This window comes from Desulfopila aestuarii DSM 18488, assembly GCF_900143695.1.
Classification (GTDB): domain Bacteria; phylum Desulfobacterota; class Desulfobulbia; order Desulfobulbales; family Desulfocapsaceae; genus Desulfopila; species Desulfopila aestuarii.
The window spans coordinates 46,507-69,080 of record NZ_FRFE01000003.1 but is presented as its reverse complement, the minus strand read 5'-3'; the positions used below and the strand labels follow the sequence as shown (position 1 = coordinate 69,080).

The 22,574-nt window shown below is 52.4% G+C and carries 21 protein-coding genes; 15 read left to right on the top strand and 6 right to left on the bottom strand.

Features of this window, described 5'->3' with window-relative positions:
* Nucleotides 1-269 precede the first annotated feature (269 nt).
* Nucleotides 270-2,051 carry a chloride channel protein gene (locus BUF15_RS03780; protein ID WP_073612131.1) on the bottom strand — a complete coding sequence of 594 codons (1,782 nt, stop codon included), beginning with the start codon at nucleotides 2,049-2,051 and terminating at the stop codon, nucleotides 270-272.
* On the bottom strand, nucleotides 2,048-3,238 hold the full coding sequence (locus BUF15_RS03775; RefSeq protein WP_073612130.1) for a deoxyguanosinetriphosphate triphosphohydrolase family protein: 1,191 nt from the start codon (nucleotides 3,236-3,238) through the stop codon (nucleotides 2,048-2,050). The genes BUF15_RS03780 and BUF15_RS03775 overlap by 4 nt, the downstream gene beginning before the upstream one ends.
* Nucleotides 3,239-3,582: 344 nt before the next feature.
* Between BUF15_RS03775 and BUF15_RS03770 the strand changes: the two genes are divergently transcribed.
* Entirely contained in the window at nucleotides 3,583-3,801 is a 219-nt protein-coding gene (locus tag BUF15_RS03770; RefSeq protein WP_084553462.1) for a SelT/SelW/SelH family (seleno)protein, read from the top strand.
* Between the two features lie 18 nt (nucleotides 3,802-3,819).
* On the opposite strand, the gene BUF15_RS03765 is transcribed toward BUF15_RS03770, so the two are convergent.
* On the bottom strand, nucleotides 3,820-4,320 hold the full coding sequence (locus BUF15_RS03765) for a metal-dependent transcriptional regulator (RefSeq protein WP_073612128.1): 501 nt from the start codon (nucleotides 4,318-4,320) through the stop codon (nucleotides 3,820-3,822).
* Between the two features lie 302 nt (nucleotides 4,321-4,622).
* Between BUF15_RS03765 and recN the strand changes: the two genes are divergently transcribed.
* On the top strand, nucleotides 4,623-6,320 hold the full coding sequence (gene recN, locus BUF15_RS03760; protein WP_073612127.1) for a DNA repair protein RecN: 1,698 nt from the start codon (nucleotides 4,623-4,625) through the stop codon (nucleotides 6,318-6,320).
* On the top strand, nucleotides 6,317-7,363 hold the full coding sequence (locus tag BUF15_RS03755; RefSeq protein ID WP_073612126.1) for a thiamine biosynthesis protein: 1,047 nt from the start codon (nucleotides 6,317-6,319) through the stop codon (nucleotides 7,361-7,363). The genes recN and BUF15_RS03755 overlap by 4 nt, the downstream gene beginning before the upstream one ends.
* A 29-nt stretch (nucleotides 7,364-7,392) precedes the next feature.
* On the opposite strand, the gene BUF15_RS03750 is transcribed toward BUF15_RS03755, so the two are convergent.
* The gene (locus BUF15_RS03750) at nucleotides 7,393-8,337 is read right to left on the bottom strand and encodes an AEC family transporter (protein ID WP_073612125.1); all 945 of its coding nucleotides are present in this window, start codon (nucleotides 8,335-8,337) and stop codon (nucleotides 7,393-7,395) included.
* A gap of 370 nt (nucleotides 8,338-8,707) precedes the next feature.
* Here BUF15_RS03750 and BUF15_RS03745 point away from each other — a divergent pair, with 370 nt between their 5' ends.
* Nucleotides 8,708-11,020, top strand: coding sequence for a bifunctional diguanylate cyclase/phosphodiesterase (locus BUF15_RS03745; RefSeq protein WP_073612124.1), 2,313 nt, complete (start codon nucleotides 8,708-8,710; stop codon nucleotides 11,018-11,020).
* 52 nt (nucleotides 11,021-11,072) lie between these two features.
* Nucleotides 11,073-11,864, top strand: coding sequence for a nitroreductase family protein (locus BUF15_RS03740; protein ID WP_073612123.1), 792 nt, complete (start codon nucleotides 11,073-11,075; stop codon nucleotides 11,862-11,864).
* A 41-nt stretch (nucleotides 11,865-11,905) separates the two neighbouring features.
* Here the strand turns inward: BUF15_RS03740 and BUF15_RS03735 are convergent, their stop codons facing one another.
* Together BUF15_RS03735 and BUF15_RS03730 are read right to left on the bottom strand one after the other, a co-directional pair.
* Nucleotides 11,906-12,559 (bottom strand): YkgJ family cysteine cluster protein, encoded by a 654-nt coding sequence (locus tag BUF15_RS03735; protein ID WP_073612122.1) that lies wholly within the window; start codon nucleotides 12,557-12,559, stop codon nucleotides 11,906-11,908.
* A 161-nt stretch (nucleotides 12,560-12,720) separates the two neighbouring features.
* Nucleotides 12,721-13,749, bottom strand: coding sequence for a tRNA dihydrouridine synthase (locus tag BUF15_RS03730; protein WP_234981101.1), 1,029 nt, complete (start codon nucleotides 13,747-13,749; stop codon nucleotides 12,721-12,723).
* Nucleotides 13,750-13,890: 141 nt separating this feature from the next.
* Here BUF15_RS03730 and BUF15_RS03725 point away from each other — a divergent pair, with 141 nt between their 5' ends.
* The 10 genes from BUF15_RS03725 (at nucleotide 13,891) to BUF15_RS03680 (ending at nucleotide 22,568) form a co-directional block, all read left to right on the top strand.
* Nucleotides 13,891-15,426, top strand: coding sequence for a CCA tRNA nucleotidyltransferase (locus BUF15_RS03725; RefSeq protein ID WP_084553460.1), 1,536 nt, complete (start codon nucleotides 13,891-13,893; stop codon nucleotides 15,424-15,426).
* 52 nt (nucleotides 15,427-15,478) lie between these two features.
* On the top strand, nucleotides 15,479-16,102 hold the full coding sequence (locus BUF15_RS03720; RefSeq protein ID WP_073612121.1) for an SAM-dependent methyltransferase: 624 nt from the start codon (nucleotides 15,479-15,481) through the stop codon (nucleotides 16,100-16,102).
* 127 nt (nucleotides 16,103-16,229) lie between these two features.
* A complete protein-coding gene (locus tag BUF15_RS03715) occupies nucleotides 16,230-16,976 on the top strand; it encodes a YebC/PmpR family DNA-binding transcriptional regulator (protein WP_073612355.1) in 747 nt (248 codons plus the stop codon).
* A gap of 47 nt (nucleotides 16,977-17,023) precedes the next feature.
* Nucleotides 17,024-17,497, top strand: coding sequence for a crossover junction endodeoxyribonuclease RuvC (ruvC, locus tag BUF15_RS03710; RefSeq protein ID WP_073612120.1), 474 nt, complete (start codon nucleotides 17,024-17,026; stop codon nucleotides 17,495-17,497).
* Nucleotides 17,498-17,566: 69 nt separating this feature from the next.
* Nucleotides 17,567-18,184 (top strand): Holliday junction branch migration protein RuvA, encoded by a 618-nt coding sequence (gene ruvA / locus BUF15_RS03705; protein ID WP_073612119.1) that lies wholly within the window; start codon nucleotides 17,567-17,569, stop codon nucleotides 18,182-18,184.
* Complete coding sequence (gene ruvB, locus BUF15_RS03700) at nucleotides 18,181-19,245, top strand: Holliday junction branch migration DNA helicase RuvB (protein WP_073612118.1); 1,065 nt, start codon at nucleotides 18,181-18,183, stop codon at nucleotides 19,243-19,245. Before ruvA ends, ruvB begins: the two co-directional genes overlap by 4 nt.
* An 83-nt stretch (nucleotides 19,246-19,328) precedes the next feature.
* Nucleotides 19,329-20,159 (top strand): 3-methyl-2-oxobutanoate hydroxymethyltransferase, encoded by an 831-nt coding sequence (gene panB, locus BUF15_RS03695; RefSeq protein ID WP_073612117.1) that lies wholly within the window; start codon nucleotides 19,329-19,331, stop codon nucleotides 20,157-20,159.
* A 517-nt stretch (nucleotides 20,160-20,676) separates the two neighbouring features.
* Nucleotides 20,677-21,150, top strand: a complete 474-nt coding sequence (gene mraZ / locus BUF15_RS03690; protein WP_073612116.1) for a division/cell wall cluster transcriptional repressor MraZ — start codon at nucleotides 20,677-20,679, stop codon at nucleotides 21,148-21,150.
* Nucleotides 21,150-22,049 carry a 16S rRNA (cytosine(1402)-N(4))-methyltransferase RsmH gene (rsmH, locus tag BUF15_RS03685; protein WP_073612115.1) on the top strand — a complete coding sequence of 300 codons (900 nt, stop codon included), beginning with the start codon at nucleotides 21,150-21,152 and terminating at the stop codon, nucleotides 22,047-22,049. The genes mraZ and rsmH overlap by 1 nt, the downstream gene beginning before the upstream one ends.
* Before the next feature lie 123 nt (nucleotides 22,050-22,172).
* Nucleotides 22,173-22,568, top strand: coding sequence for a hypothetical protein (locus tag BUF15_RS03680; RefSeq protein ID WP_073612114.1), 396 nt, complete (start codon nucleotides 22,173-22,175; stop codon nucleotides 22,566-22,568).
* Nucleotides 22,569-22,574: the final 6 nt, after the last annotated feature.

The window sequence follows — 22,574 nt, the reverse complement described above, 5'->3', positions numbered from 1 at the left end:
GTTGTTCCTGTATCCGTTTGGGAACCGTGCCGGATAAGCGAAATTGAGCACGGACTTTGGCGGTGAAAATGGGTCTTTCGACTGCGTATTTAGGCAGTCGATGTCGTAGAAAATCAGTGTGGATACGAGAAAATACCGTCGGGGATCATGCAGAGGATGCAGCGGCGGTGGAGCTTCTATGAAGCGTAACTATAGCATAACCTGCAGGGGGATGGCTCGATTTTTTCTTATGGTACGGCGGCGCCAGATGAAAAAAGCTCTGCTGTCGTTCAGTCGGGATTGGCGACCCGGATGGAGCCAACTTTTTCGCTGATACCCTTTTTCAGGACCTGGCGGTTATAGGCTGCAATCACATTCCGACGTTTAAGCATGCCCACCACCCATCTGTTTTCCAGGGTCTCAACCACCGGTATTTCTTCAATACCCTTGAGGTCGAAGAGCTGCATGGCAGTATACAGGGTGTCATCGGGGGTGAGAGTGATGACGTCCCGATGACAGATATTGCCAACATATTCAGAGGAGCGCTCGCTGCTGTCACGGTGGATGATATTCTTGACATCAGACATCGAGACAATGCCGGTCATCTGGCCGGTCATGTCGATTACTGGAAAATAGAAGCTCGATTTGGCCTGGCTGAAGATTTCCAGTAGCTGGTTGATGTTGGCTTCTTCGCTGATAAAATCCACATCCTCGGTAATGGCTGCGCCAACCCTGATCGACTTCATGATGGCCACCTCGCGGCCTTCATGGATATTGATGCCTTCCCGGCTAAAATCGACGGTATCGATGGAGTCTTCGTTGAGTTTGGTGGCGACGATTGTGCCGATGATCGACGCGAGCATGGCCGGGACGATGATACGATAGTTGCCGGTCATCTCAAACAAGAGGAAAATGGCAGTCATCGGTGCATGGGTCGAGGCGGCGAGAAAGGCGCCAATCCCCACGGCAGCATAGGCACCGGAGTTGGCGGTCATGGTGGGAAGCCACCGATGGACGAGGGTGCCGAAGGTACCGCCGATCATACTGCCAATAAAGAGTGCCGGGGCAAAGACCCCTCCGGCCCCGCCCGAACCGAGGGTGATGGCGGTGGCGATGATTTTCAAAAAAATCAGGGCGAACATCACTCGTACCAGCCCGTCACCGTAGAGCACCTGCTCCATGAACTCATAGCCGTCACCCATCACCTGCGGAAAGCCGATACCGATGATGCCCACTAAAAGAGCACCGGTTATAGGCTTTAATTGCGGATGAATGGGCAGAAGGCGATACTTGTCCCTGATCAGGTAGAAAATCTTGGTGTGCAGAACGGCGATAAATCCGACGATAACGGCCAGCAGACAGTAGAGCGGCAGTTCAACGAAATGGTTGACCACGTTGTATTTCGGGATCACGAAAACGCTTAGCTCACCAAAATAGGCCCGGGTTACAACGGTGGAGATGGCCGAGGCGGTGACCAGCGCGCCAAAGGACGAGATCTCGTAGGTGCCGAGCAGAATAATCTCCGCGGCAAAAAAGATACCGGCAATGGGGGCGTTAAACATGCCGGCGATACCGCCGGCGGCACCGGCTGCGATATAGACCTTCATCCTGTTACCGGAGACCCGGAAAAATTGCCCGACCTGTGAGCCCATGGCACCGCCGATCTGGGCGATGGGACCCTCGACGCCAGCGGAGTTGCCGGTGCCGATAGTGAGTGCTGTGGAGATGATTTTCAAGAAAATTGAACGGGCCCGGATATAGCCACCCTCAAGATTTACTTTACGCAGGAACTTGGGGAGACCATAACCGTTGACCTCGCCGGGAAACAGGAGCGACAGAGGGATAAGCAGTACCATGCCGCTCATGGGGATAAGTGGCAGCAACAAAAGGTGCCAGCCTCCGTCCTCGATCCGGAAGAACTCAATTCCACCCTGATGGAAAAATATTTCAACCCAATGTACGACTGTGCGAAACAGGATATTGAGCAGTCCCGCCATAAGGCCAATGAAGGTGGCGATGGCGAGCATTCGGGTGTTCTCGCCGGGGATCAGTTTACGCAAATTTCTTTTCATCTTTTTGCCGGCACTTTGCAGCCGATTTGCGCGGCCTGCCTCAGAAAGTAGTCGTCGGTCATGCCGGCGATGAAATCCCGCACCATGGCGGCGGGGTGTTCGTCATCATAACGGTTCGCGACATCGGCCATAAGATCGACCTGCAGGCTTGTGCCGGGAGTGTCACTGGTCAGATGGTCGAGGTAATATTCAAAAAGCGAACGGTAGCAGTCGCCGATCAGCGGGTAGTCCTGCTTGGTAGTAGGCGCCAGGTAAATATGCTGATAATTAAAGTGTTTCAGATCTTTTAGCGCTTCGGCGACCTCAGGGCCAAAGCCGATGGCCCCTTCTTTGGACTCGGTTTCGCCTGGGTGCGGAACCTTGCTGTTCGCGATGAGGTCGGTGACCAGGCTGTAGACGATGGTACCATTGGTTTCGCCAAGGACATTCCGGCAACATTCCGGGATGTCGGTACGGGAAATGAGACCGAGAGTAATAGCGTCTTCGATGTCTCTGCCGATATAGGCGATGGTGTCGGCCAGTCTAACCACACAACCCTCGAGGGTTGCGGGTACAAGATTGTGTTCCGGATCATCTGTCTTGGCCCGTACCTTCTCGTCAAAATGGGCAAAGCTCAAGCCGCGGTCGGGGGCAAGCATCCGCGTGTGGACTTCTCCATCATGGCAGAGGATGCCGTCCAGAGTGTGCAGAGTGAGATTCCAGCCCCGTCCTTTACGTTCGAGTTGATCAAGAAATCTGACGGATTGGAGATTGTGCTGAAAAGGCGGCAGGCCATGTTCGAGACAGAGCTGGGAGAGAAATTTTTCCCCATCGTGGCCAAAGGGCGGATGGCCGATATCGTGGCCGAGGGCGATGGCTTCGATCAGGTCTTCATTTAAGTGGAGAAAGCGGCCAATGGTCCGGGCGACTCGGGAGACCAGTTGTACATGGAGAACGCGGTGGGTAATGTGGTCGTTGGCCACCAGGCAGAAAACCTGGGTCTTATCGATATAGCGTGTATAGGCACGGGAGTGGAGGATGCGGTCGGCGTCGAGGGCAAAATGCTGGCGGTAGCCCTGTCGAAGTTCCTGCTGCCTGCGCAAGCCTGTGGCACTCAAAGATGCCTGGGGGGAGAGCCTTTCACGTTCTTCCTGATTGAGAGAGTCCAGAATGGTAAACAAACTGTTCTCTTCGATGGTTGCGGCCATTTTCTTCGGTTCCTCCTCCTTTTCAGTAATTGAACAAAAAATGTAGAAAAATCAAAACCACCGGTCGCGACGGGAAGAAGGAGGAATCTTGCAGGGCTGGGACATCAGTGGTAGTTTTATACACAACCAGGCCGGATTGGTATTTTCAATCGGAAAAAGCTGCCTATTATACATGAGAAGGAAAAAAAAGCACGATTTATGGCAAAAGATATCTGTTGCTCTTTTTTTGATCAGGTACGTAATATTTCGTGCATAGTCCATGGGGCTCCGGGTGGTGTTTGCTGCTCGGAGCCATAATCAACAGTAATGGTTCGCAGGAGAACTGTCCACCAGAAGGTGAGTATATGAAAGTAACAATAGAATATTGTACGAAGTGAAATTATAAACCACGAGCTTCCAGTCTGGAAGCTGAATTGGCCAAGACGTTTGGTGCGGATGTCGAATTGATTGGTTCTTCTGGCGGTGTCTTTGAGGTAACCGTTGATGGGCGCCTGATATTTTCTAAAAAAGCCCTGAGCCGTTTTCCCGAGGAGGGAGAGATTGCGTCCCTGATCAACCGCTGAGAGGCCGCTCTTTGACTTTCAGGTCTTTGTCTGATCCTGGCAGCTGGCAATGCAGTTATTGCAGTCGAGTTGGGTTTTGCCGCTTTTGCAGAAGCTGCTGAACCCCTGAATAAGGTCATCTCCTCCCCGTGGACAGTGTTGCATGAATTCGATAAAGCTGATCATACGGGAGATGATCTCAGGCGGTGCTGCGTGCTCGATCCTGCAGGCGCCATCCTCTGCAATTTTCTGGTCGAGGGCGAGCACCTCGATGAAGAACCGTTTGAGCGACTCGTGACGGAAAATGACATCTTCGGCCACCTTGCGGCCCTTTTCCGTCATGGTTATTGCTTCATAAGGCTCGTAATTGATCAACCCTTTTTTCGAGAGGGCTCGCAGTGCCTCGGTGACTGAGGCCCTACTTACATTCAATCTCGCGGCGATTTCCTTGCTTCTGGCGACGAGTTTTTCCTCGATGATATGGTAGATCGCCTCGATATAATCTTCCAGACTGGCGCTAAGCGAAGTTTTCTTTTTCATGGTATATAGGGGTCACCGAAGAGTGCTTTTGGGGCGCAGGCACGATGCGGGAAAACCGGTTGCCAGGATTTCGCGCCCCTGTTATAGGGGGGTAACCTACCGTCCTTTGGCGGTTGCGTCAAGCCGGATGGCGGCAATGCTCCAACAGTAATAGTAAAAAATAATGTAGTGGTGATGCTGTAAAACGCATTGAAAAGATACCCTAAAAGGGTCGAAGCGTTGCGTAGAGGTGATTCAGCGTCACATTTTGGGAGTGGTTTTGAAGGTTCTTCAACTCTTTTTGTTTTTCGGTCGAGTTCGTTATGCTTTGTGAGTTACGCATTCAGAATCTGGCGTTGATACGTTCACTGGAACTGAATTTTGATGAGCCGAATGGCGGAGGTTTGGTGGTGATGACCGGTGAGACCGGTGCCGGCAAATCGATCATGCTGCGGGCGATCCACCTCTTGACCGGCGGCAGGGGCTCGGCTGACTGGATCAGAAGCGGAGCCGACAACTGTACCGTCGAGGCGCTGTTTGATATCAATCCCCGCAACACGTCGCTTCTGGCCCAGCTCGAAGAGAATGGCTTTGGCAATGAGCCGACAGTTATCATTAAGCGGATCATTGGCGCCAATGGTCGTAGCAGGCTCTACGTCAACAATTCGCTGGCCACGGCCAAACAGGTGGCGCTCATTACCGGTGAGATGCTGAGCGTCGGCAGTCAGCACGACCACCAGCAATTACTTCAGCCCGCACTCCATATCGATTTTCTTGATACCTATGGTGATCTCTGGGGCGAACGGCATGGGTTTAGTGAGATGTTTGCCCATTGGCAGAAACGGAGGGAGGCGTTGACCGAGTTGCTTCGCCGTGAACAGGACAAGGAACAGCGGCGCGATTTTCTTGCTTTTCAGCTGGAGGAGATCGAGCAGGCCGACCCAAAACCCGGTGAAGACGAAGAACTGGCGGCGGAAAAGAAACGGCTGAAGAGTGCAGACCAATTGATCAAGATCAGTCAGGAGAGTTATCGCCTCTTGTCAGATGAGATTCTCGACGCCATGTCAACGCTTCGGCGTAATATGGAACAATTGGTGAGCCTTGATCCCCAGGCGGAGAAGATGGCCGAGGAGTTGGGCGGTTATACCTTTCTTGCTGAAGATTATGCTACAGAGCTGCGCCATTATCGTGACAATCTCGAGTGCAACCCGTTGCGTCTTGAACAGGTGAGTGAGCGGTTGGATAGCCTTCATGGTCTGAAGCGAAAATATGGTGAAACTCTGGAGCAGGTGTTGGCTTTTGCTGATGAAGCTCGGGCGGAACTGAACCGGATCGAAAATATGGACCGTGAGGTCGAGGCCTTGACTCGTGAGGTTGCCGAGTTGGAAAAACAGCTGTGCGCTGCTGCCGCCGTACTCTCCACCCACAGAAAAGAGGCGGCGGCGGATATGGAAACAGCCATGGCCCGTGAACTCGCATCGCTTGCCTTTTATCAGGCTGGATTTGTGGTGCAGAGTCAGGAGGTTGAGAGAACGGTCGATACCCTGCGGGCCAGTGGCTGGGATCGCATCGAATTTTTCTTTGCTGCTAATCCCGGTGAACCAGCGAGGCCACTGGCAAAAGTTGCTTCCGGTGGCGAGCTGTCACGACTGATGCTGGCCATGAAATGTCTGCTGGCCCAGCGGGATATGGTGGACACTGTCATCTTCGACGAGGTCGATGCCGGCATCGGTGGCGAGGCGGCCGAGGCTGTGGCGAGGAAAATACGTGAGCTGGCGGGCCATCATCAGGTTTTCTGTATTACTCACCTGCCACAGATAGCCGCACACGGCAATCTCCATTTCCAGGTGGCAAAAACGGTGGAAGACGGCAGAACCCAGTCGACGGTTGTACGACTCTCAAACAGTCATCGCGTGACGGAGCTGGCACGAATGCTGGCAGGTGATTCCGCCACCGAACAGACCCACGCCTGGGCCAGGGAACTTTTGGCCAAAGGCAATGCGATAGAAGCTGCATCATGACAAAAATCAAAGCGTTATCTCTTTTCTCCGGCGGGCTCGACTCCATTCTCGCGACCCGTGTTGTTATGGCCCTTGGTGTGGAGGTCATTGCGGTAAAATTCGTCTCGCCCTTTTTTCATTACGATATCCTGGCCGATGTCGATGGCTATGTTGCAAGCGTCCGCGAAAAATACGGTATCGAGGTGTTGGTGGAGGATGTCAGCCGACCTTACCTGGAGATGCTGCGCGACCCGAAATATGGTTTTGGCAAAAACTTCAACCCCTGTATTGACTGCAAGATTTTCATGGTTTCAAGAGCCAGGGAGATGCTCGCCGAGCAGGGTGCTTCGTTTCTCATCTCGGGAGAAGTGCTTGGCCAGCGGCCCATGTCCCAGCGTAGGGATACATTAAACGTTATCTCACGCGATTCCGACAGTCGGGCTTTGCTCTTGCGACCACTTTCGGCCAAGCTGCTGACACCGACCCTGGCTGAGGAGAAGGGATGGGTGGATCGGGAAAAACTTCTCAACTTCAGCGGTCGAGGCCGCTCCCGGCAGATTGAGCTTGCAAAAGAGTTCGGCATTACCGATTTTCCCGCTCCGGCTGGGGGATGTATCCTGGCTGATCCCATCTTGAGCCGGAGGATTAGAAATTTTTACGACGATACCTTCGTGGTCAAAAGTGCAGACATGACCGTGACGGATATCCTGTTGCTGCTGGTCGGTCGACAGTTTCTATTGCCCGGAGGCGGCTGGCTGATGCTCGGGCGCGATGAGAAGGATAATGTCAAGCTGGCGGGTTTAGCTGAAGAAGGCGATGCCTTACTCACCATGGAAGAGCGACCGGGCCCCATCGCTTTGTTGCGCAGAGCGGCCGGCTCTTATACGAGTGATGCCGAGCGTGAGAGTGATCTTCGCCATGCCGCCGGTTTGGTGGTTCGTTACGGAAAGAAAGTGAAAGACGGTCCCTCAGCCACCGAAGTAATCTGCACCCAGGCTGGCGAAAGGCGCGTCATTGTCAGCGAACCGCTGGCAGATGCAGTGTTTAGAGCATGGATGTTGTGAACGTGCGATCAGGTAACAGCTGACCGTTTTTATAAGTTGAGCGCAGCAAGAAGGTACAGGGCCGCTGTATAGGTTGCCAGTGAGCAGGCGGTAGAGAGTACTATGATAGCGCCTGACAGTTCGGCGTCTGATTTGAGCTGCTCGGCCATGATAAAAGCTGCCACCGCAGTCGGCGCGCCCGCAAGGATAACGCCGATTCCCAGTTCCATCCCTCTGATGCCAAGGGGCACCAGCACGAGAGCGGTGACCAGTGGCTGCAATACCACCTTGATGATGGTGGCTCCCCCTGCTTTGACAATATCTCCCCGTAGTTTTTTCAGCGAAAAAGAGGCTCCAATGGAAATGAGTGCCAGTGGCAGCGACATGCCGGTGACTATGCTCAGGGCCTTGTCCACAACTGCCGGCAGAGGCAGCTCGAAATAACTCCAGAGAATTCCGGCAAACGAGGCAATGATCAACGGATTGAACGCGAACTGGTACATCCAGAAAGCGCCGGTCATCGTTTGATTGTTTTTTCGCTGTGGCAGCAGCAGCGCCAGTACCGATAAAATATTGATGAAAGGGATGATGAAGCCCGCCAGCACTCCGGCCGTAGCAAAACCCGCTTCGCCATAAGCATTAAAGGAAATGGCAAGCCCGAGAAAGGCGATATTGCCTCGGGATGCCCCTTGGGAGAATGCACCGATCTGTGGAGGTGGATAACCGCGAAGTGCTCCGTAGAGATAGCTTCCGGCAAAGGTTGCCCCCATTGTTACCAAGAGGCCAAAGAGCAGGGTGGGGTTGAAGCTGGCCCGGAAATCGGCGGTTGCTATCTTGTAAAACAACAGCGCCGGCAGGGCGATGTAAAACACCAGCCGGTTCAACTGTGGAAAGAAACTCTCATCCACCAACCTGGTCCGTTTCAGGAAGAAGCCAAGGGCGACAACCATGAATACGGGTAAAACGATGAACAGAACTTGAATAAAAAGGGTCATGGTAAAAGAGTGAAGGCAGGGGGTGATTGGACGTTAGTATTTAAGTAAGCTCAGCGGAATATGGCACACATTGCTCTGTCAGAGCAAATGGAAATTGGGCGGCAGTTGCGATAACTGTTTTTCAGGAAGTATTTGAGGGGAAAATTTCAACTCGTGCTGTTTTGATAAAATGTTAGGCAATAGAACTCTTTACTACTCATATGCGGGTCATTATGATATACATCTAGCTTAGATAAGATAGAATTAATATCACCTGGATTTCACTGTATAGCCGTTCCTGCTCAGGAAATTCGTATCTACTGCACTTCTGTACTGTAAACTTTACGTTTTTTTACACGTGCTCTTATGTCCTGGCTTTTCTGGAAGTGATATGCCACTTTTTAAGCGTAATTTATGGATGCTGTTTGTCGTGCTGATGTGCATCGGCACACTGCTTCTGGTGTTTGCATCCCATTCAAAATGGCAGGAAATTAACCAAGGTTACCGTGAACGGCAGCATAGCCTGGTAAAGATTATTTCCAGTGCCACCCACTCGCTCTTTGTTACTCAGGAAATGATGCTGGACATTCTGGGTAATGAATTGATTCAAGACGAGACATATCGGACCCAGTTCAAGGTTAAGCGTACCCTTGACGATCTGCTTGTCCTGAATCCTTCTATTGTCGCCTTCGGGCTGGCTACGCCGGAAGGCAAACTCAATTTTGTCAGCTCAAACCTCAATTCAACTCAGCTGCCTAACCTGAAAGAGCAGCCCGAGAGCCGGGAGTCGTTCATACATGCCCTGGAGGTCGAGAAGATGGTGCTTGGCCGAACCTATTATATGGATACCTTGAAAGAATGGGTTATCCCCATACGCAAGGCTATCCGTGATGACAAAGGCAGGGCTGTTGCTGTCATGACGGCGGGACTCAGGGTTCGCGGTACTGCCAGATTGTTTCGCGATGCCCTGCATTCCGGGTCATTTCATACTGTCCGTATCATCAGAGATTACGACTATTATGAGCAATTCCATTCTGCGGATGGTGAGGATTTGCATAAAATCTATGCTGCGCCGGCACTGCTGGAGCTGATTGATGCCACTCGTGCAATTCTTAGCGACAAATTCAAGATACCCATTGAAGAGGTAAAAAAGAGCGAAGCTAGCTATGATCTTGAAATCGTCGATAAGGACGGAATGCGCTCTCTGGTGGTGGTACAATCTGACAATCGCTATGAGCTGTGGACCGTTTCGACGGTCCCTTATCGTCACCTGATTGCGGATTTTCATGCAGTGTTAAGCGGTTATCTCATTATCTTTGTCCTGGTGAGCGCCATCATATTTGCTTTGTTCCGCTTTATTGCCAAAACGGAAGGGCGACGACGAAAGGAACTGATTCATCAGGTGACCCATGATGCATTGACCCAGTTACCCAATCGCGGTTACCTGCAACAGGCGATAGGTGCATGGATCTATCCCGGAGCTCCAGGTTTTACCATCCTCTATGTCGACATGGATCATTTCAAAAGCGTCAATGACAGCTTTGGTCATGAATTTGGCGACAAGGTGCTCTGCGAACTGGCGGCTCGTATTCGAAAGTGTGCGGACAATGACACTGTGATAGTCCGTCAGGGCGGCGATGAATTCCTGATCCTGACCCCGCAGACCGAAACCCCATCCCTGATCGCATATGCCCAGCACCTTATTGACGTGCTCTCTGCACCATGCCGCATTGGACAGTTCAGTATTACACTGGGCGCAAGCATCGGTATTGCCAGGTATCCTGAAAATGGCGAGAATCTAGATGTTCTGCTGAGAGCAGCGGATATTGCGATGTATGAGTCGAAGCGTCTTAAACACAGCTTTCATCTATTTTCCGACTCGATGCAGGAAGGCTATCTCAATAGGCTGGAGCTGGAACGGCATTTGCGGACTGCTCTTGAAAACGATGAACTGTTTATGGTCTACCAGCCACAGATTGACACTCAGGGCGAGTTTGTCGGGGTTGAATCGCTATTGCGTTGGAACAATGCTGAGCTTGGCTTGGTCCCACCGCATCGCTTTATTCCCGTGGCGGAGTCAAGCGGTTTAATGATAACGATCGGCAATTTCGTGCTCACCAGGACACTTACCCAGATGCAGCAGCTCCAGCAGCAGCTGGGCCGGACCTGGCAGGTGTCGATTAACATCTCGGTTCGCCAGTTCATGCAGACCACGTTTTTGGAAGAACTCAAGCAGATTGTTGAAGCAAGCGGGATGAGCCTCACCCACGTCACCCTTGAGATTACCGAGAGCCTGTTTATCGAAGATGTGGATTATATCCTGCATATTCTTGAGTCTGTGCATCGGCTGGGTGTGAGAATATCAATGGATGATTTTGGTACCGGCTATTCCTCACTCAGCATGTTGAGAAAACTCCCCATCGATGAGCTGAAGATCGACAAGAGTTTTGTCGATACCATCCTCAATGATCGAGCGGCACGGAAAATGATCCAGAACATTATAGCCATCGGCAAAAATCTCGATATGAGCGTTCTGGCCGAAGGGGTTGAGACGGTTGAGCAGGAGGCCATGCTGAAGTCTTTTGAGTGTGATTGTTTCCAGGGTTACTACTATTCGAAACCCTTGCCGTTTGAGGAGCTGGGTGGAGTTATTTGCCAATGGCCGAGGACGTTACCTGGAACGGAATTGCGCTCAACGGTATGAAAATATCATGAGAGTCGCAGATGGTGGGAATGTTGGCTCACGGAGAACTGCAATGAATAGTACTATAGAAACAATCCTGAAGCGTAGATCTTTGCGGGTCTTTGCCGATGAATCTATTACGGAGAAAGAGAAAGCTCTCATTATCCGCTGTGCCATGCGGGCACCTACCGCCGGTAATATGATGCTTTATTCCATTTTGGAGGTGGCCGACCAGAAGAAAAAGGAGCGACTGGCCGTGACCTGTGATGACCAGCCGTTTATTGCCAAAGCGCCGCTGGTCTTGATTTTCCTGGCGGATATGCAGCGCTGGTATGACTATTATGATCATTCCAGAGTCGAGGAGTTTTGCGGCGAAAATGGCCTGGAATATCCGCGGCCGGCTGAGGCGGATCTGCTGCTGGCCAGTTGTGATGCGCTGATTGCTGCCCAGAATGCCGTGATTGCTGCCGAGTCGTTGGGGATCGGGTCCTGTTACATTGGCGACATCATGGAGAACTACGAAATCCACCGTGATATGTTCGATTTGCCGTCGCTGGTCTTTCCTGTAACCATGCTCTGTTTTGGTCATTACCGGCAGGTGCCCGATGCTCCTTCCGTGATTCCGCGCTTTGCTGAAAAGGCGATCCATTTCACCGATCGCTATCAACGTTTCTCCAATGAGGAGCTTGGGGAAATATTTGAAAATCGCTACGCCATACAGTTTGCAGCCGAAAAATATCTGCAGAACGCCACAAATATCGGGCAGCATTTTTATCTAAAAAAGACCGGATCCGACTTCTTTAAGGAGATGCGACGTTCGGTCGGGGTGGCGGTGGCAAACTGGTGTGGCAGGAGCGGGGAATAACATCGCCCGGCAACACATGCAGAAAGACCGATAATCCCGTATTATGCGGCCTTTCGTTTTGGCTGGGAAGGTGTTGTTGCCGGAGAATCGGGCGGCAGGTCTATCTCTTCAGTCGTCGCAACCGGTACGATTTCCAGATCAAGGATGAGTCCAACCTTGGCCAGTGCCTGATGGAGTGCCTCGTTGATTGGCATGCGCTGCGTGCCAAGGCTCGGGTGGATGGCGGTTATCGCAATGCCGTATGCATGAAAGAGAGGCATGGCCTCGCTCTCTATATCTTCTTGCGTTTTGCCTGATTCATCCTGAAGTGGCATATTTCTGCATCTGGCTAGCTGTGGTCGCCCATTGCGATCGATATTCCCGGCAAACCCGAACATTCGGCAGATCAGGGCGCGAAACGGATACTGGCTACAGCCTCCGCTCTCGGGAGAGCTGAGATCCGGCCGGAAAAGGATGCATTGGTGTGATCTGTGCTCTTTTTCAATCCGTTTTAATATGAGCTCGGCCTGACATGTTCGGAACAGGTGAAAGGCGAGGGGGACCATTTCCAGCACTGTCGCTTCAACTTTTTCCGAAAAGCAGCACTCTACGCAACCGCCGGGACAGTTCAGGCCTGTGGCTGCCTGATAGGCGGTTACGGCACGGTCTACCTCATGATACAACTCCAGAACCTGGAACTCCAACTCCTGCAGCATAAATCGCTATGATCTCAATGGTGAATTGTGAAAATTCGGTTGGCCCGGACGGGTCTGCCAGCCTGCAGAATGCAGGCGTCTGCGCTATATACGGTCGAAGTTGAAAAATTGCTATTGGAATTTGTCTGCCCCGTTGCATTTCTGTTGATCGCGAGAGGTTATCACTCGGCAAATATCTGTTCGACAGCCGTCAGCAACTGCTCTTCGGTTTTGGCCTTTTTCAGTTTTTTGAATGGTTTTTCCTTCCCCGGAAAAGAAGAGATGAGATACAACCACAGTTGCTTTGTTTTGCCGAGAAGATGGCCGGGGCCGGAGAGCCGCTGTCGATATGCCTCAAGCAGTTCGTCATGAAACGCGCGAATTCTGGCTTTTCGCTCTATCTGGTCGGTGGTCAACACACCTTTTAGCTCTTCGGCGAGAAAAGGGTCGGCCAGCACACCGCGGCCGATCATCCAGCGTTTAATGGAGGGAAAACGAAGGGCCAACGCATTGTAAACATCCCGTGAGATGATATCACCGTTATAGACTACCCGATGGCGGGTCAAGTCCAGGCAGGCGGCGAATCCATCCTGGTCGGTTGTCCCTTTATACATCTGCTTGCCAATACGGGGGTGGATGATAATTTCATCCAGGGGATAGTCGTTGAAGCGCGGCAGCAGATCGATACTTTCACCCTTGTCATGAAAGCCGAGGCGCATCTTGATGGAGAGGGTGGCGCTCAGCTGCGGGATGACGGTATCAAGCAGCCGGATGATGTCGTCAGGGAAGGGCAGAAAACCTGAGCCTCTGCCTTTGTTGGCCACCATGGGGGCCGGGCAGCCAAGGTTCCAGTTGATTGAGGTGTAACCAAGATCTTCCAGTCGTTTGGCGAGGTGGAGAAAATCTTCAGCGCGGTTGTCGAGCAGCTGGGGGATGACCGGAAGCGCTGTGTTCTCTTCGGGAAAGAGATCGGCCAGCATTTTTTTCTTGCCGCTTGGGCTGCGCTGGGGGTTGATAAAAGGGGCGACCGCCATATCGAATCCGCCGAAATGGCGGACAAAAACATTGCGGAACAGGACATCGGTGATGCCTCGTAATGGTGCGAGATAGAGAAAGGGCTGTTCGGTCATGGCTTCATGAAGGATCGGGAAATAGGGCTGTCGGTTTTGGTGCTGATGCCTTGCGAGTGGCTTGAGCCTTCCACAGGTCAAAGACTATCCTTATCGTGCTGACTATGGTATACTGTGAGGCTCACCGGCAGCAGGACCCGATCATACACTATTTCGTTGCGGCTGTGAATGGTGGAATGGCATGTCTGCTGTTGCTGGATGTCGAGTGAGGGAGAATGATCAGTGGAGAATTTGACGCAACATGAAATAGCAACGAGACAGAGCAATCTTCGCGGACTGATCTCCTGTTTTGTCCCGGAAATTGTCCGAGCGCTCATCAGTGTTGCGAAAAGACGGTCTGTTGAGCTGTATGTGGTCGGAGGAACGGTGCGTGACTGGCTGCTTGGCCGCTCCCCCAATGATCTTGATTTGACGGTTGCCACCGGTGCACAATCTATCTGTCGTGAGCTCATGAGTGAGCTGGGCGGTGGTGCCTTGGTACTCCTCGGTACAGAAGAGGAAGAGGCTGCGAGAGTGGTCTGGCAGGGGCAATGTGTTGACATTTCCGCCTTTCGCGGCGGTGTGCTAAGCATAAATGATGATCTTCGTTTGCGGGATTTTACGATTAACAGTCTGGCGCTACCGTTAGGGTCGCTCCTGGATGAAACCGTAACACCGCAACTGATTGATCCAATGAACGGGGCGACCGACCTGTTGAGTGGACTGCTGCGTCACTGCCCCCGCGCATTTATAGATGATCCCTTGCGCTTGGTCCGGACCTTTCGCTTCATGGCGACCTTGGGTTTTGAGCCGGTTGAGGCCACGCTGGCGGCTATCAGGGACAATGCACCAAAAATACAGAAGGTGGCTGCCGAGCGGTTAAATTATGAGCTTGATCTCATCATGCAGACGGATGCTGCGGCACCAGTTTTGTGGGAGATGCATCAGTCCGGCCTGCTGCTGCAGATTTTTCCTGAGTTATACGACGGTGAAGGTGTTGAGCAGCCTTCGTTTCATCATCTCGATGTCTTTAACCATAACTTTCAGGCATTACGAGAGATGGAGATGTTGCTCGCCGCTCCGGAAAAGTATTTCGGTGAAGGTGGATTGGCGGGAGATATCCCGGAATATCTTGCCGATAACCAGGCAAAAGTTTGGCTCAAGTGGGCGGCGCTTCTTCATGATGTGGGGAAACCGGCCGCGAAAGGCCAACCAGCCGCTAAAGACGGGCGGATCACCTTTTACGGACATGATGAGATTGGACGTAAACAGGTTGAGCGAATTGCCCGGCGCTTAAAATGGAGCAATACCCAGCGGGAACGGGTTGCAGACCTTATTGGAATGCACATGCATCCTTTTCACCTCTGTAATGTGCGCCGGGAACAACAACTCTCCGCCCGTGCTGCATTAAAGCTCTGCCGGCGAGCAGGTGAGGAGCTGCCCGGCCTTTTTCTCCTGGCCATGTCGGACAGTCTTGCCGGAAGCGGTGAACTGAAACCGGAAAATATGGAACAGGAGCTTGTTGACCTGTATCGTGAAGTGGTGACGATACAGCGGGAGCATATCCGTCCTGCGCTATCCGGCCCACCGCTCGTGAATGGCAGAGACCTGATCGAAGGGTTCGGCCTCACTCCAGGGCCAGTCTTTTCGATCATTCTCGATGAGCTGCTGGCGTTACAGGTTGAGGGTGCAATAACAACACGGGAAACGGCTTTGGCGTGGGTCGGCCGTTATCTGCAGGAAAAAAACCTCCAGGGGCGAACAGAGGGAAAGCGGTGAGGATTCACCGGGCCTTTTCGGGCTTGTCAAAGAATAGCAAATGGACTAAAAAGTGCGTAAAGTTAGAGATTATTATGCCCAAAAGGCAAAAAAGGACAAATATCCGGCACGTTCCATCTATAAGCTGGAAGAGGTTCAGAAGAGATACAACTTCTTGAAGCGGGGCGACAGTGTGCTGGATATAGGCTGCTTTCCCGGCAGCTGGTCGTTGTATGCTGCGGAAGTGGTAGGGCCCAAAGGTGTGGTGGTGGGTGTCGATCTGCAAGAGGCCGATCAGGCGCCGCGGGCCGACAGCGCCCTGATCCATTGGCTTTGCCAGGATATCCGGGAAGACGATTTTATTGCCAATGTTCGCAGGATCCGTCCGACTTTCCGGGTTCTCATTTCGGATATTGCTCCCAAAACCACCGGCAATCGTTGGGCCGATGCCCAGCAGTCACTCAATCTGGTGCGGGAGACCCTGCGTATCGCCGAGGTGCTGCTGTTGCCGAAGGGACATTACCTTGTCAAAGTGTTTCAGGGCGTTGATTTTCCCGATTTCGTCCAGGAGCTGAAGCAGCGGTTTGAAATGGTGAAGGTTCTGAAGCCGCAAAGCTCGAGGATTGAAAGTCGGGAAGTGTTTGTGCTGGGAATGGGTTTTAAAAAGCTCCCTCCTGCGGCGCCTGCACCGGAATAAATATCGCGTTTAGAAATTACGTTCGTACAATGCTCCAGGCCGGAGCTCCACACGGTCAACCTGTTGCCAAGGTAGCATGTTGGTTCCGGTGGTTTTATTTATCAACACAAAAGATACAGGAAAACATATGGCTGGCCATTCTAAATGGGCGAACATCAAGCACAGAAAAGGTGCTGCGGACGCCAAGAGAGGAAAAATATTTACCCGACTCATCAAGGAAATCACCGTTGCCGCCCGGATGGGCGGAGGCGATATTGATGGTAATCCGCGTCTTCGCGCCGCGGTTACTACGGCCAAGACCGTCAATATGCCAAAAGACAATATTGCCCGAGCCATTAAAAAGGGTACCGGTGAGATTGAAGGTGAAGTCTATGATGAGATCCTCTACGAAGGATATGGACCCGGTGGCGTGGCGGTGCTGGTTGAATGTATGACCGATAATCGCAACCGGACGGTTGCCGACATTCGTCATTTTTTTGCTAAATCGAACGGCAATCTCGGTGAATCCGGTTGTGTGGCCTGGATGTTTGACAAAAAAGGTACTATCCGAATCGAGAAATCGGATATCAGCGAGGAAGAGCTGATGGACCTTGCCCTGGAGGCGGGTGCCGAGGATGTGGTTGAAGAGGATAACGGCTTCCAGGTATTGACCGCACCGGAGGAATTCGAAACCGTGCGGGAAGCTTTAGAGCAGGCCGGCGTAACCATGGGTGACGCTGAAATCTCCATGGTGCCGAAGAACACCATTGAAGTAACCGACGAGAACGTTGCAAAGTCATTAATGAAGCTTCTTGAAAATCTTGAGGACCACGATGATGTGCAAAATGTCCATGCCAACTTCGACATGGATGATTCGCTGATGGAAAACATCTAATCAGCTATATCAACGAGGAGCCGCATGTCGGCTCCACAGGCCGCCGGATGGAACGTGTCATTGGTATTGATCCCGGTTCACGAGTAACGGGATATGGGGTTATCGACAGCGCTCCCGGCGGTTTGCATTTTGTTGCCTGCGGTACCATTAAAACCACGGTGAAAGCGCCATTTTCCCACCGGCTGAACGAGATCTTTGATGGGATCAACGAAGTAATTCAGCTGCATGGGCCGGCGGTTGCGGCGGTTGAGGATGTCTTTCTGGCCAGCAATCCCCGTTCGGCCCTCAAGCTTGGACATGCCCGGGGCGCGGCTGTGGTAGCGGCCATGCAGAACGGGCTGGTCGTACACGATTATAGTCCACGGGCGGTAAAACAGGCCGTGGCGGGCTATGGGCAGGCCGAAAAAAGCCAGGTGCAGCATATGGTGCGGGTTCTGCTTGCACTCTCCGCATCGCCCAGTAGTGATGCTGCCGATGCTCTTGCTGTAGCAATCTGCCATGCCAACCGGTTGTTCGTGTGAAATGGGCATGGCTTGTGGCGGTATTACCGTGTTAGTTCAATTTGTTGGCAAAATAGTTATGAGTCGATCATGATTGCGACGTTATCAGGAAAAGTACAGTTCATCCATCCCGACCGGGCTGTTATCGATGTCGGTGGCGTGGGCTACGAGGTGTTTCTTTCGGCGGACGGTATCTCCCGTTTGCCGGAGCGGGGTGGTGAGGCTTTTCTCCATATCCATACCCATGTACGGGAGGATGCCTTTATCCTGTTCGGTTTTCCTGAAGAAGACGAGAAAGAACTGTTTCTTATTTTGAAAACGGTCTCAGGTATCGGGCCGAGGCTGGCGCTCGCGATACTTTCCGGGATGCGGGTTCCCGATCTTTGTCAAGCAATTGGCGAGAACGATGTGAAGCGGCTCACCACCCTCCAGGGGGTTGGAAAGCGGACTGCCGAGAGGCTCTGTGTCGAATTAAAAGACAAGGTGTCGCATCTTGGCGGCGCTGTTGTCGCTAAAGGTGCAGCGCCTGTTTCAACCGTCAGCGGTTCGACGGTTATGGATGCAATCTCGGCACTCTATAACCTTGGCTATGCTGACCCCGTGGCTCGCGAGGCGCTCACTGTCGTCAAACGGCGCCTGGGGGATGAAGCTTTTGCGGCACTCTCTGTTTCTGAAATGATCAGGGAAGGATTGAAGGCACTCGCATGAATTATGAGGAAGATATCTCTTCAGGCCGTGACCGGCTGGTAGATCCCGAACCTGTACCGCGCGAAAACGTCAATGATAACGCGCTCAGACCTAAACGGCTGGGCGAATACATCGGCCAGGAACAGGTGCGAAAAAGCCTTGATATATTCATCAAAGCCGCGCTTGGACGCCGTGAGCCGCTGGACCATGTGTTGTTTCATGGTTTTCCGGGACTGGGCAAGACCACGCTTTCCTATATTATTGCCAATGAAATGGGGGCGGGCATCAAGGTGACCTCTGGCCCCGTTATCGAAAAACAGGGCGACCTCGCGGCAATTCTAACCAGCCTGCAAGAAGGTGATGTACTTTTTATCGACGAAATTCATCGGCTGAATCACGTGGTCGAGGAAGTACTCTACCCGGCCATGGAAGATTTCCAGCTCGATCTCATTATTGGCCAGGGACCCGGCGCTCGCTCCATAAAAATGGATCTGCCCAGGTTCACCCTTATTGGTGCCACCACCCGTACGGGGCTGCTGACCCCGCCCTTGCGTGACCGGTTTGGGGTGATTCTGCGCCTGGAGTTTTATTCGCCTGAAGAGCTGGTAGCGATTGTGCAACGTTCTGCCGCTATCCTCGGCATGACTATTGACCCATTGGGTGCACTCGAGCTGGGACGGCGATCGAGGGGGACACCTCGTATTGCCAACCGGTTGCTGCGGCGGGTCCGTGACTTCGCCGAGGTCGGGAACCATCCGGTGGTGACAGTGGAAGTTGCCGATGCGGCGCTCAATATGCTTGGGGTTGATCGTTTTGGCCTTGATGAGATGGACCGGCGGATTATGCTCACCATTATCGATAAATTCCAGGGCGGTCCAATCGGTCTGGAAACCCTGGCAACAGTGGTGTGTGAAGAAAAAAATACCCTTGAGGATGTCTACGAACCGTTCCTGATCCAGTCTGGATTCTTAAAACGGACTCCCAGGGGGAGGATGGCGACAGTGGTCGCTTATGAACATTTTGGGCGGAAATTCCCACGTTCCGGCACCATCCAGCCCAGTCTGTTTGGTGATGATGAGTAAGCCATCCAGGTGTTTGTTGAGGCTGGCGATTGATGGGAAGAGGTGTGCTCCAACGTTTCTGAATTCCATTTAAGGGAGTAGCCATGAAAAAGACGATTAAAGATTTCCTCTCGATGAAAGTCGATCGGGAACGGATCTCCATGTTGACTGCGTATGACGCTCCCATGGCTGGCCTGATGGCCGACTGTGGAGTCGATATGCTGTTGGTAGGTGATTCGCTGGGTATGGTAGTGCTAGGCTATGACTCGACCGTACCGGTAACTATGGAACAGATGCTCCATCATTGTGCTGCAGTGCGCCGTGGGGCCCCTGAAGCCTTTGTGATTGGCGACATGCCCTTTGGCTCCTACCAGACCGGGGTACGGGATGCGGTGAAAAACGGTATCCGGTTTGTCAAAGAGGCGGGCTGCGATGCGGTTAAGCTTGAGGGTGGCAGTGAGGTGCTTGAGGTGGTTGAAGCGCTGGTCGCAGCCGGGGTCTCGGTTATGGGGCATTTAGGACTGACACCGCAGACTGCCGCCCAGCTTGGCGGCTATAGGGTGCAGGGCAAGGATCTTGACGGTGCCCGCAAGATGCTGGCCGATGCCCGGGATCTCCAGGAGGCTGGGGCTTTTTCTCTGGTATTGGAATGTGTGCCGGCAGAGCTTGCTGGAATTATCTCAAGTGAACTGCGGATCCCCACCATCGGCATAGGCGCCGGAGCCGAATGTGACGGGCAGGTCCTGGTGATAAATGACATGCTCGGCATGTTTGAGCGATTTCTTCCAAAATTTGTTAAGCAATACCAGAATCTTGCGCCGATGATGCGGGAAGGCGTGAAAGGCTATGTGGCTGAGGTGAAATCTGGTGATTTTCCGGCTGCTGAACAGAGCTTTTTTACAAAGACAGATTACAGCACACTGCAGAGCGACTGATCTGTGGATTTGAATAGTGGATGTGAGAGCCGGTGGGGTTTTGCCCTGACCGGCTCTTTTTTTATCCAAGAGATGAAGAAAACGAATGCTGTTCCATTTTCACTGTCTGATATTTCAGTCAGAAAATTTCCAAATTTGCATGTTTTTACAATGAAATGAGCCGGTCCAGGCTCATTTAGTCAAAACCGCCTTTTCCCCACCTGGTAACCACTTCTCAATATATTTTCTTTCATTCCGGTATGTTAATCCAGTAGTTGTTAGACGCTTTTTTCTATTGAAGTTGTGGGGTTTCAACTGCTTTCAGTTTGTGTGTCGTAAAAGGCGATAAATGCCAAACGGCACATTATATTGTGCTGTTGCTGTTAAATGTTTCCATATGTTGTACACATGCTGCTTTGGTTTCTGAAGCTTAGGTACGCGATCTTACAGTTGTTTTTACTTGACATGGCTATCCCTGCTGTTATAAATGAAGACATGGTGGTGTAAAGTGGGGCCAGAGGGTGTAATGTGGTGTTGAGTGCCTGAGGGGGCAAAAATCAAGAACAGATTCCGCAGCAGATCTGATCACACGCTGGACGGTAAAGGGCGGCTGAATTTCCCAAGCCGTTTTCGTGACGTGTTGAGTCAGTATGAATCCGAGGTGCTGATGGTAGCACCCTGGGGCAGGACACATCTGCGCGCATTCCCCATCCCCGAGTGGGAATCTTTTGAGAATACCCTGATGACCGACGGGCGGAAGCAAAAAGGTATGGCTCGTCTGATGCGTTATATCGTCGGCAGTGTGGCGGAGTGTCCTCTCGACAAGCAGGGACGAATCCTCCTGCCGCAGCATCTGCGGGTGGAGGCAAACCTTCAGAAAGAGATAGTTCTGGTTGGCATGCTCAGTCATGTAGAGATCTGGGACAAGGATCTCTGGGCCGAGGAGAACCAGGCCACTAGTGAACATTTTGCCGAATTTGACGACCAGTTTGCCGAGATGGGGATCTTCTGATGGACTCCATCCGGTCGATCGAAAATATCCATCAGTCGGTTTTGCCGGCGGAGGTGTTGGCGTATCTGAATCCCCAGTCCGGCGGCATCTATATGGACGGGACACTCGGGCTCGGTGGACATAGTCTGGCAATTCTGGAGAAGTCATCACCGGACGGGCGGGTCATAGGTTTTGAGTGGGATGAAAATGCCATTCGCCTCAGTCGGGTTCGGCTGGAGTCGTTTGGAGAGCGGCTGACTATTGTTCGCCGCAACTTTGCCGAAATCGCCGAAGGACTGCAGGAGGCAGGGGTCGATAAACTGGATGGGATCCTGATCGACATCGGTCTTTCTTCCCTTCAGCTTGATATGGGCGAGCGGGGCTTCAGTTTTCAGCGTGATGAACCACTGGACATGCGTATGGACAATAGGCGTGAGATAACCGCAGCCTCCATCCTTGCAAAATGCAGTGAGGAGGAGCTGGCGGATATCTTTTTTTACTACGGCGAAGAACGGCAGGCCCGACGCATTGCCAATGAAATAGTTGAAAAACGAAAGAAAGAGACGATCCTGACCTCGAAACAGCTGGCGCTTCTGGTGGCAAAAGCAGTGCCTAGGCGTTTTCACCCTCAGAAGATTCATGTCGCGACCAAGGTTTTTCAGGCGCTCAGGATTGCCGTAAACACAGAATTGGAAAATCTGGCCCGCATCCTCGATGCGGCACCGTCGTTTCTCCAGCCGGGGGCCAGCTTTTGTGTGATCTCTTTCCATTCCCTTGAGGATCGGATGGTGAAGAGAAAGTTCCGCGATAATCGGGAACTTGAGGTTGTGACGCAGCGACCGGTTGCGGCGGGACCCGAAGAGATCGCAGTAAACCCGCGATCACGAAGCGCCAGGCTGCGGGTTGCCCGGCGCCGCTAAGGCAAAAGAGAGAACGAGCGTGGGTGTGCGTGAGGGTGGGGCGGAAAATCGCTTATCCGGCCAGCTGGTTCTCGACGCTCATGACGAGGCCAGCAGATAACAGAGACAGATCAGGAGGGAACAATGATTATACATAATTCGACAGAATCCTATACGCGTCCGGTGGTGAATATCGGTGTTCGGCAGCAGTCGGTACGGAGCAGCATCTGGGATATTCCCGGTGGATCAGTGCTTTGGAAGGCGATTGGCCGGTTGGCTGGTGGGGTATGTGCGGCCACAATCGCCATTCATCTGATGCTCGGCGCATACTCGAGCCATTTGAGCGAGAAGGTGACAGCATTTGAAGGGCAGCGACATCAGCTCATGGACCGGAACATCACCCTGCGGGCCACTCGGGCCGGAATGCTAACCAAGCAGGCGGTTGAGGCGGCGGCAGGCAAGGCACTTTCCCTTTACTCTCCCGGAAAAGGGCAGCGTTTCGTCTATAATCGCAACAAAGGATGGTTTGACAGCCTGTAATATTGA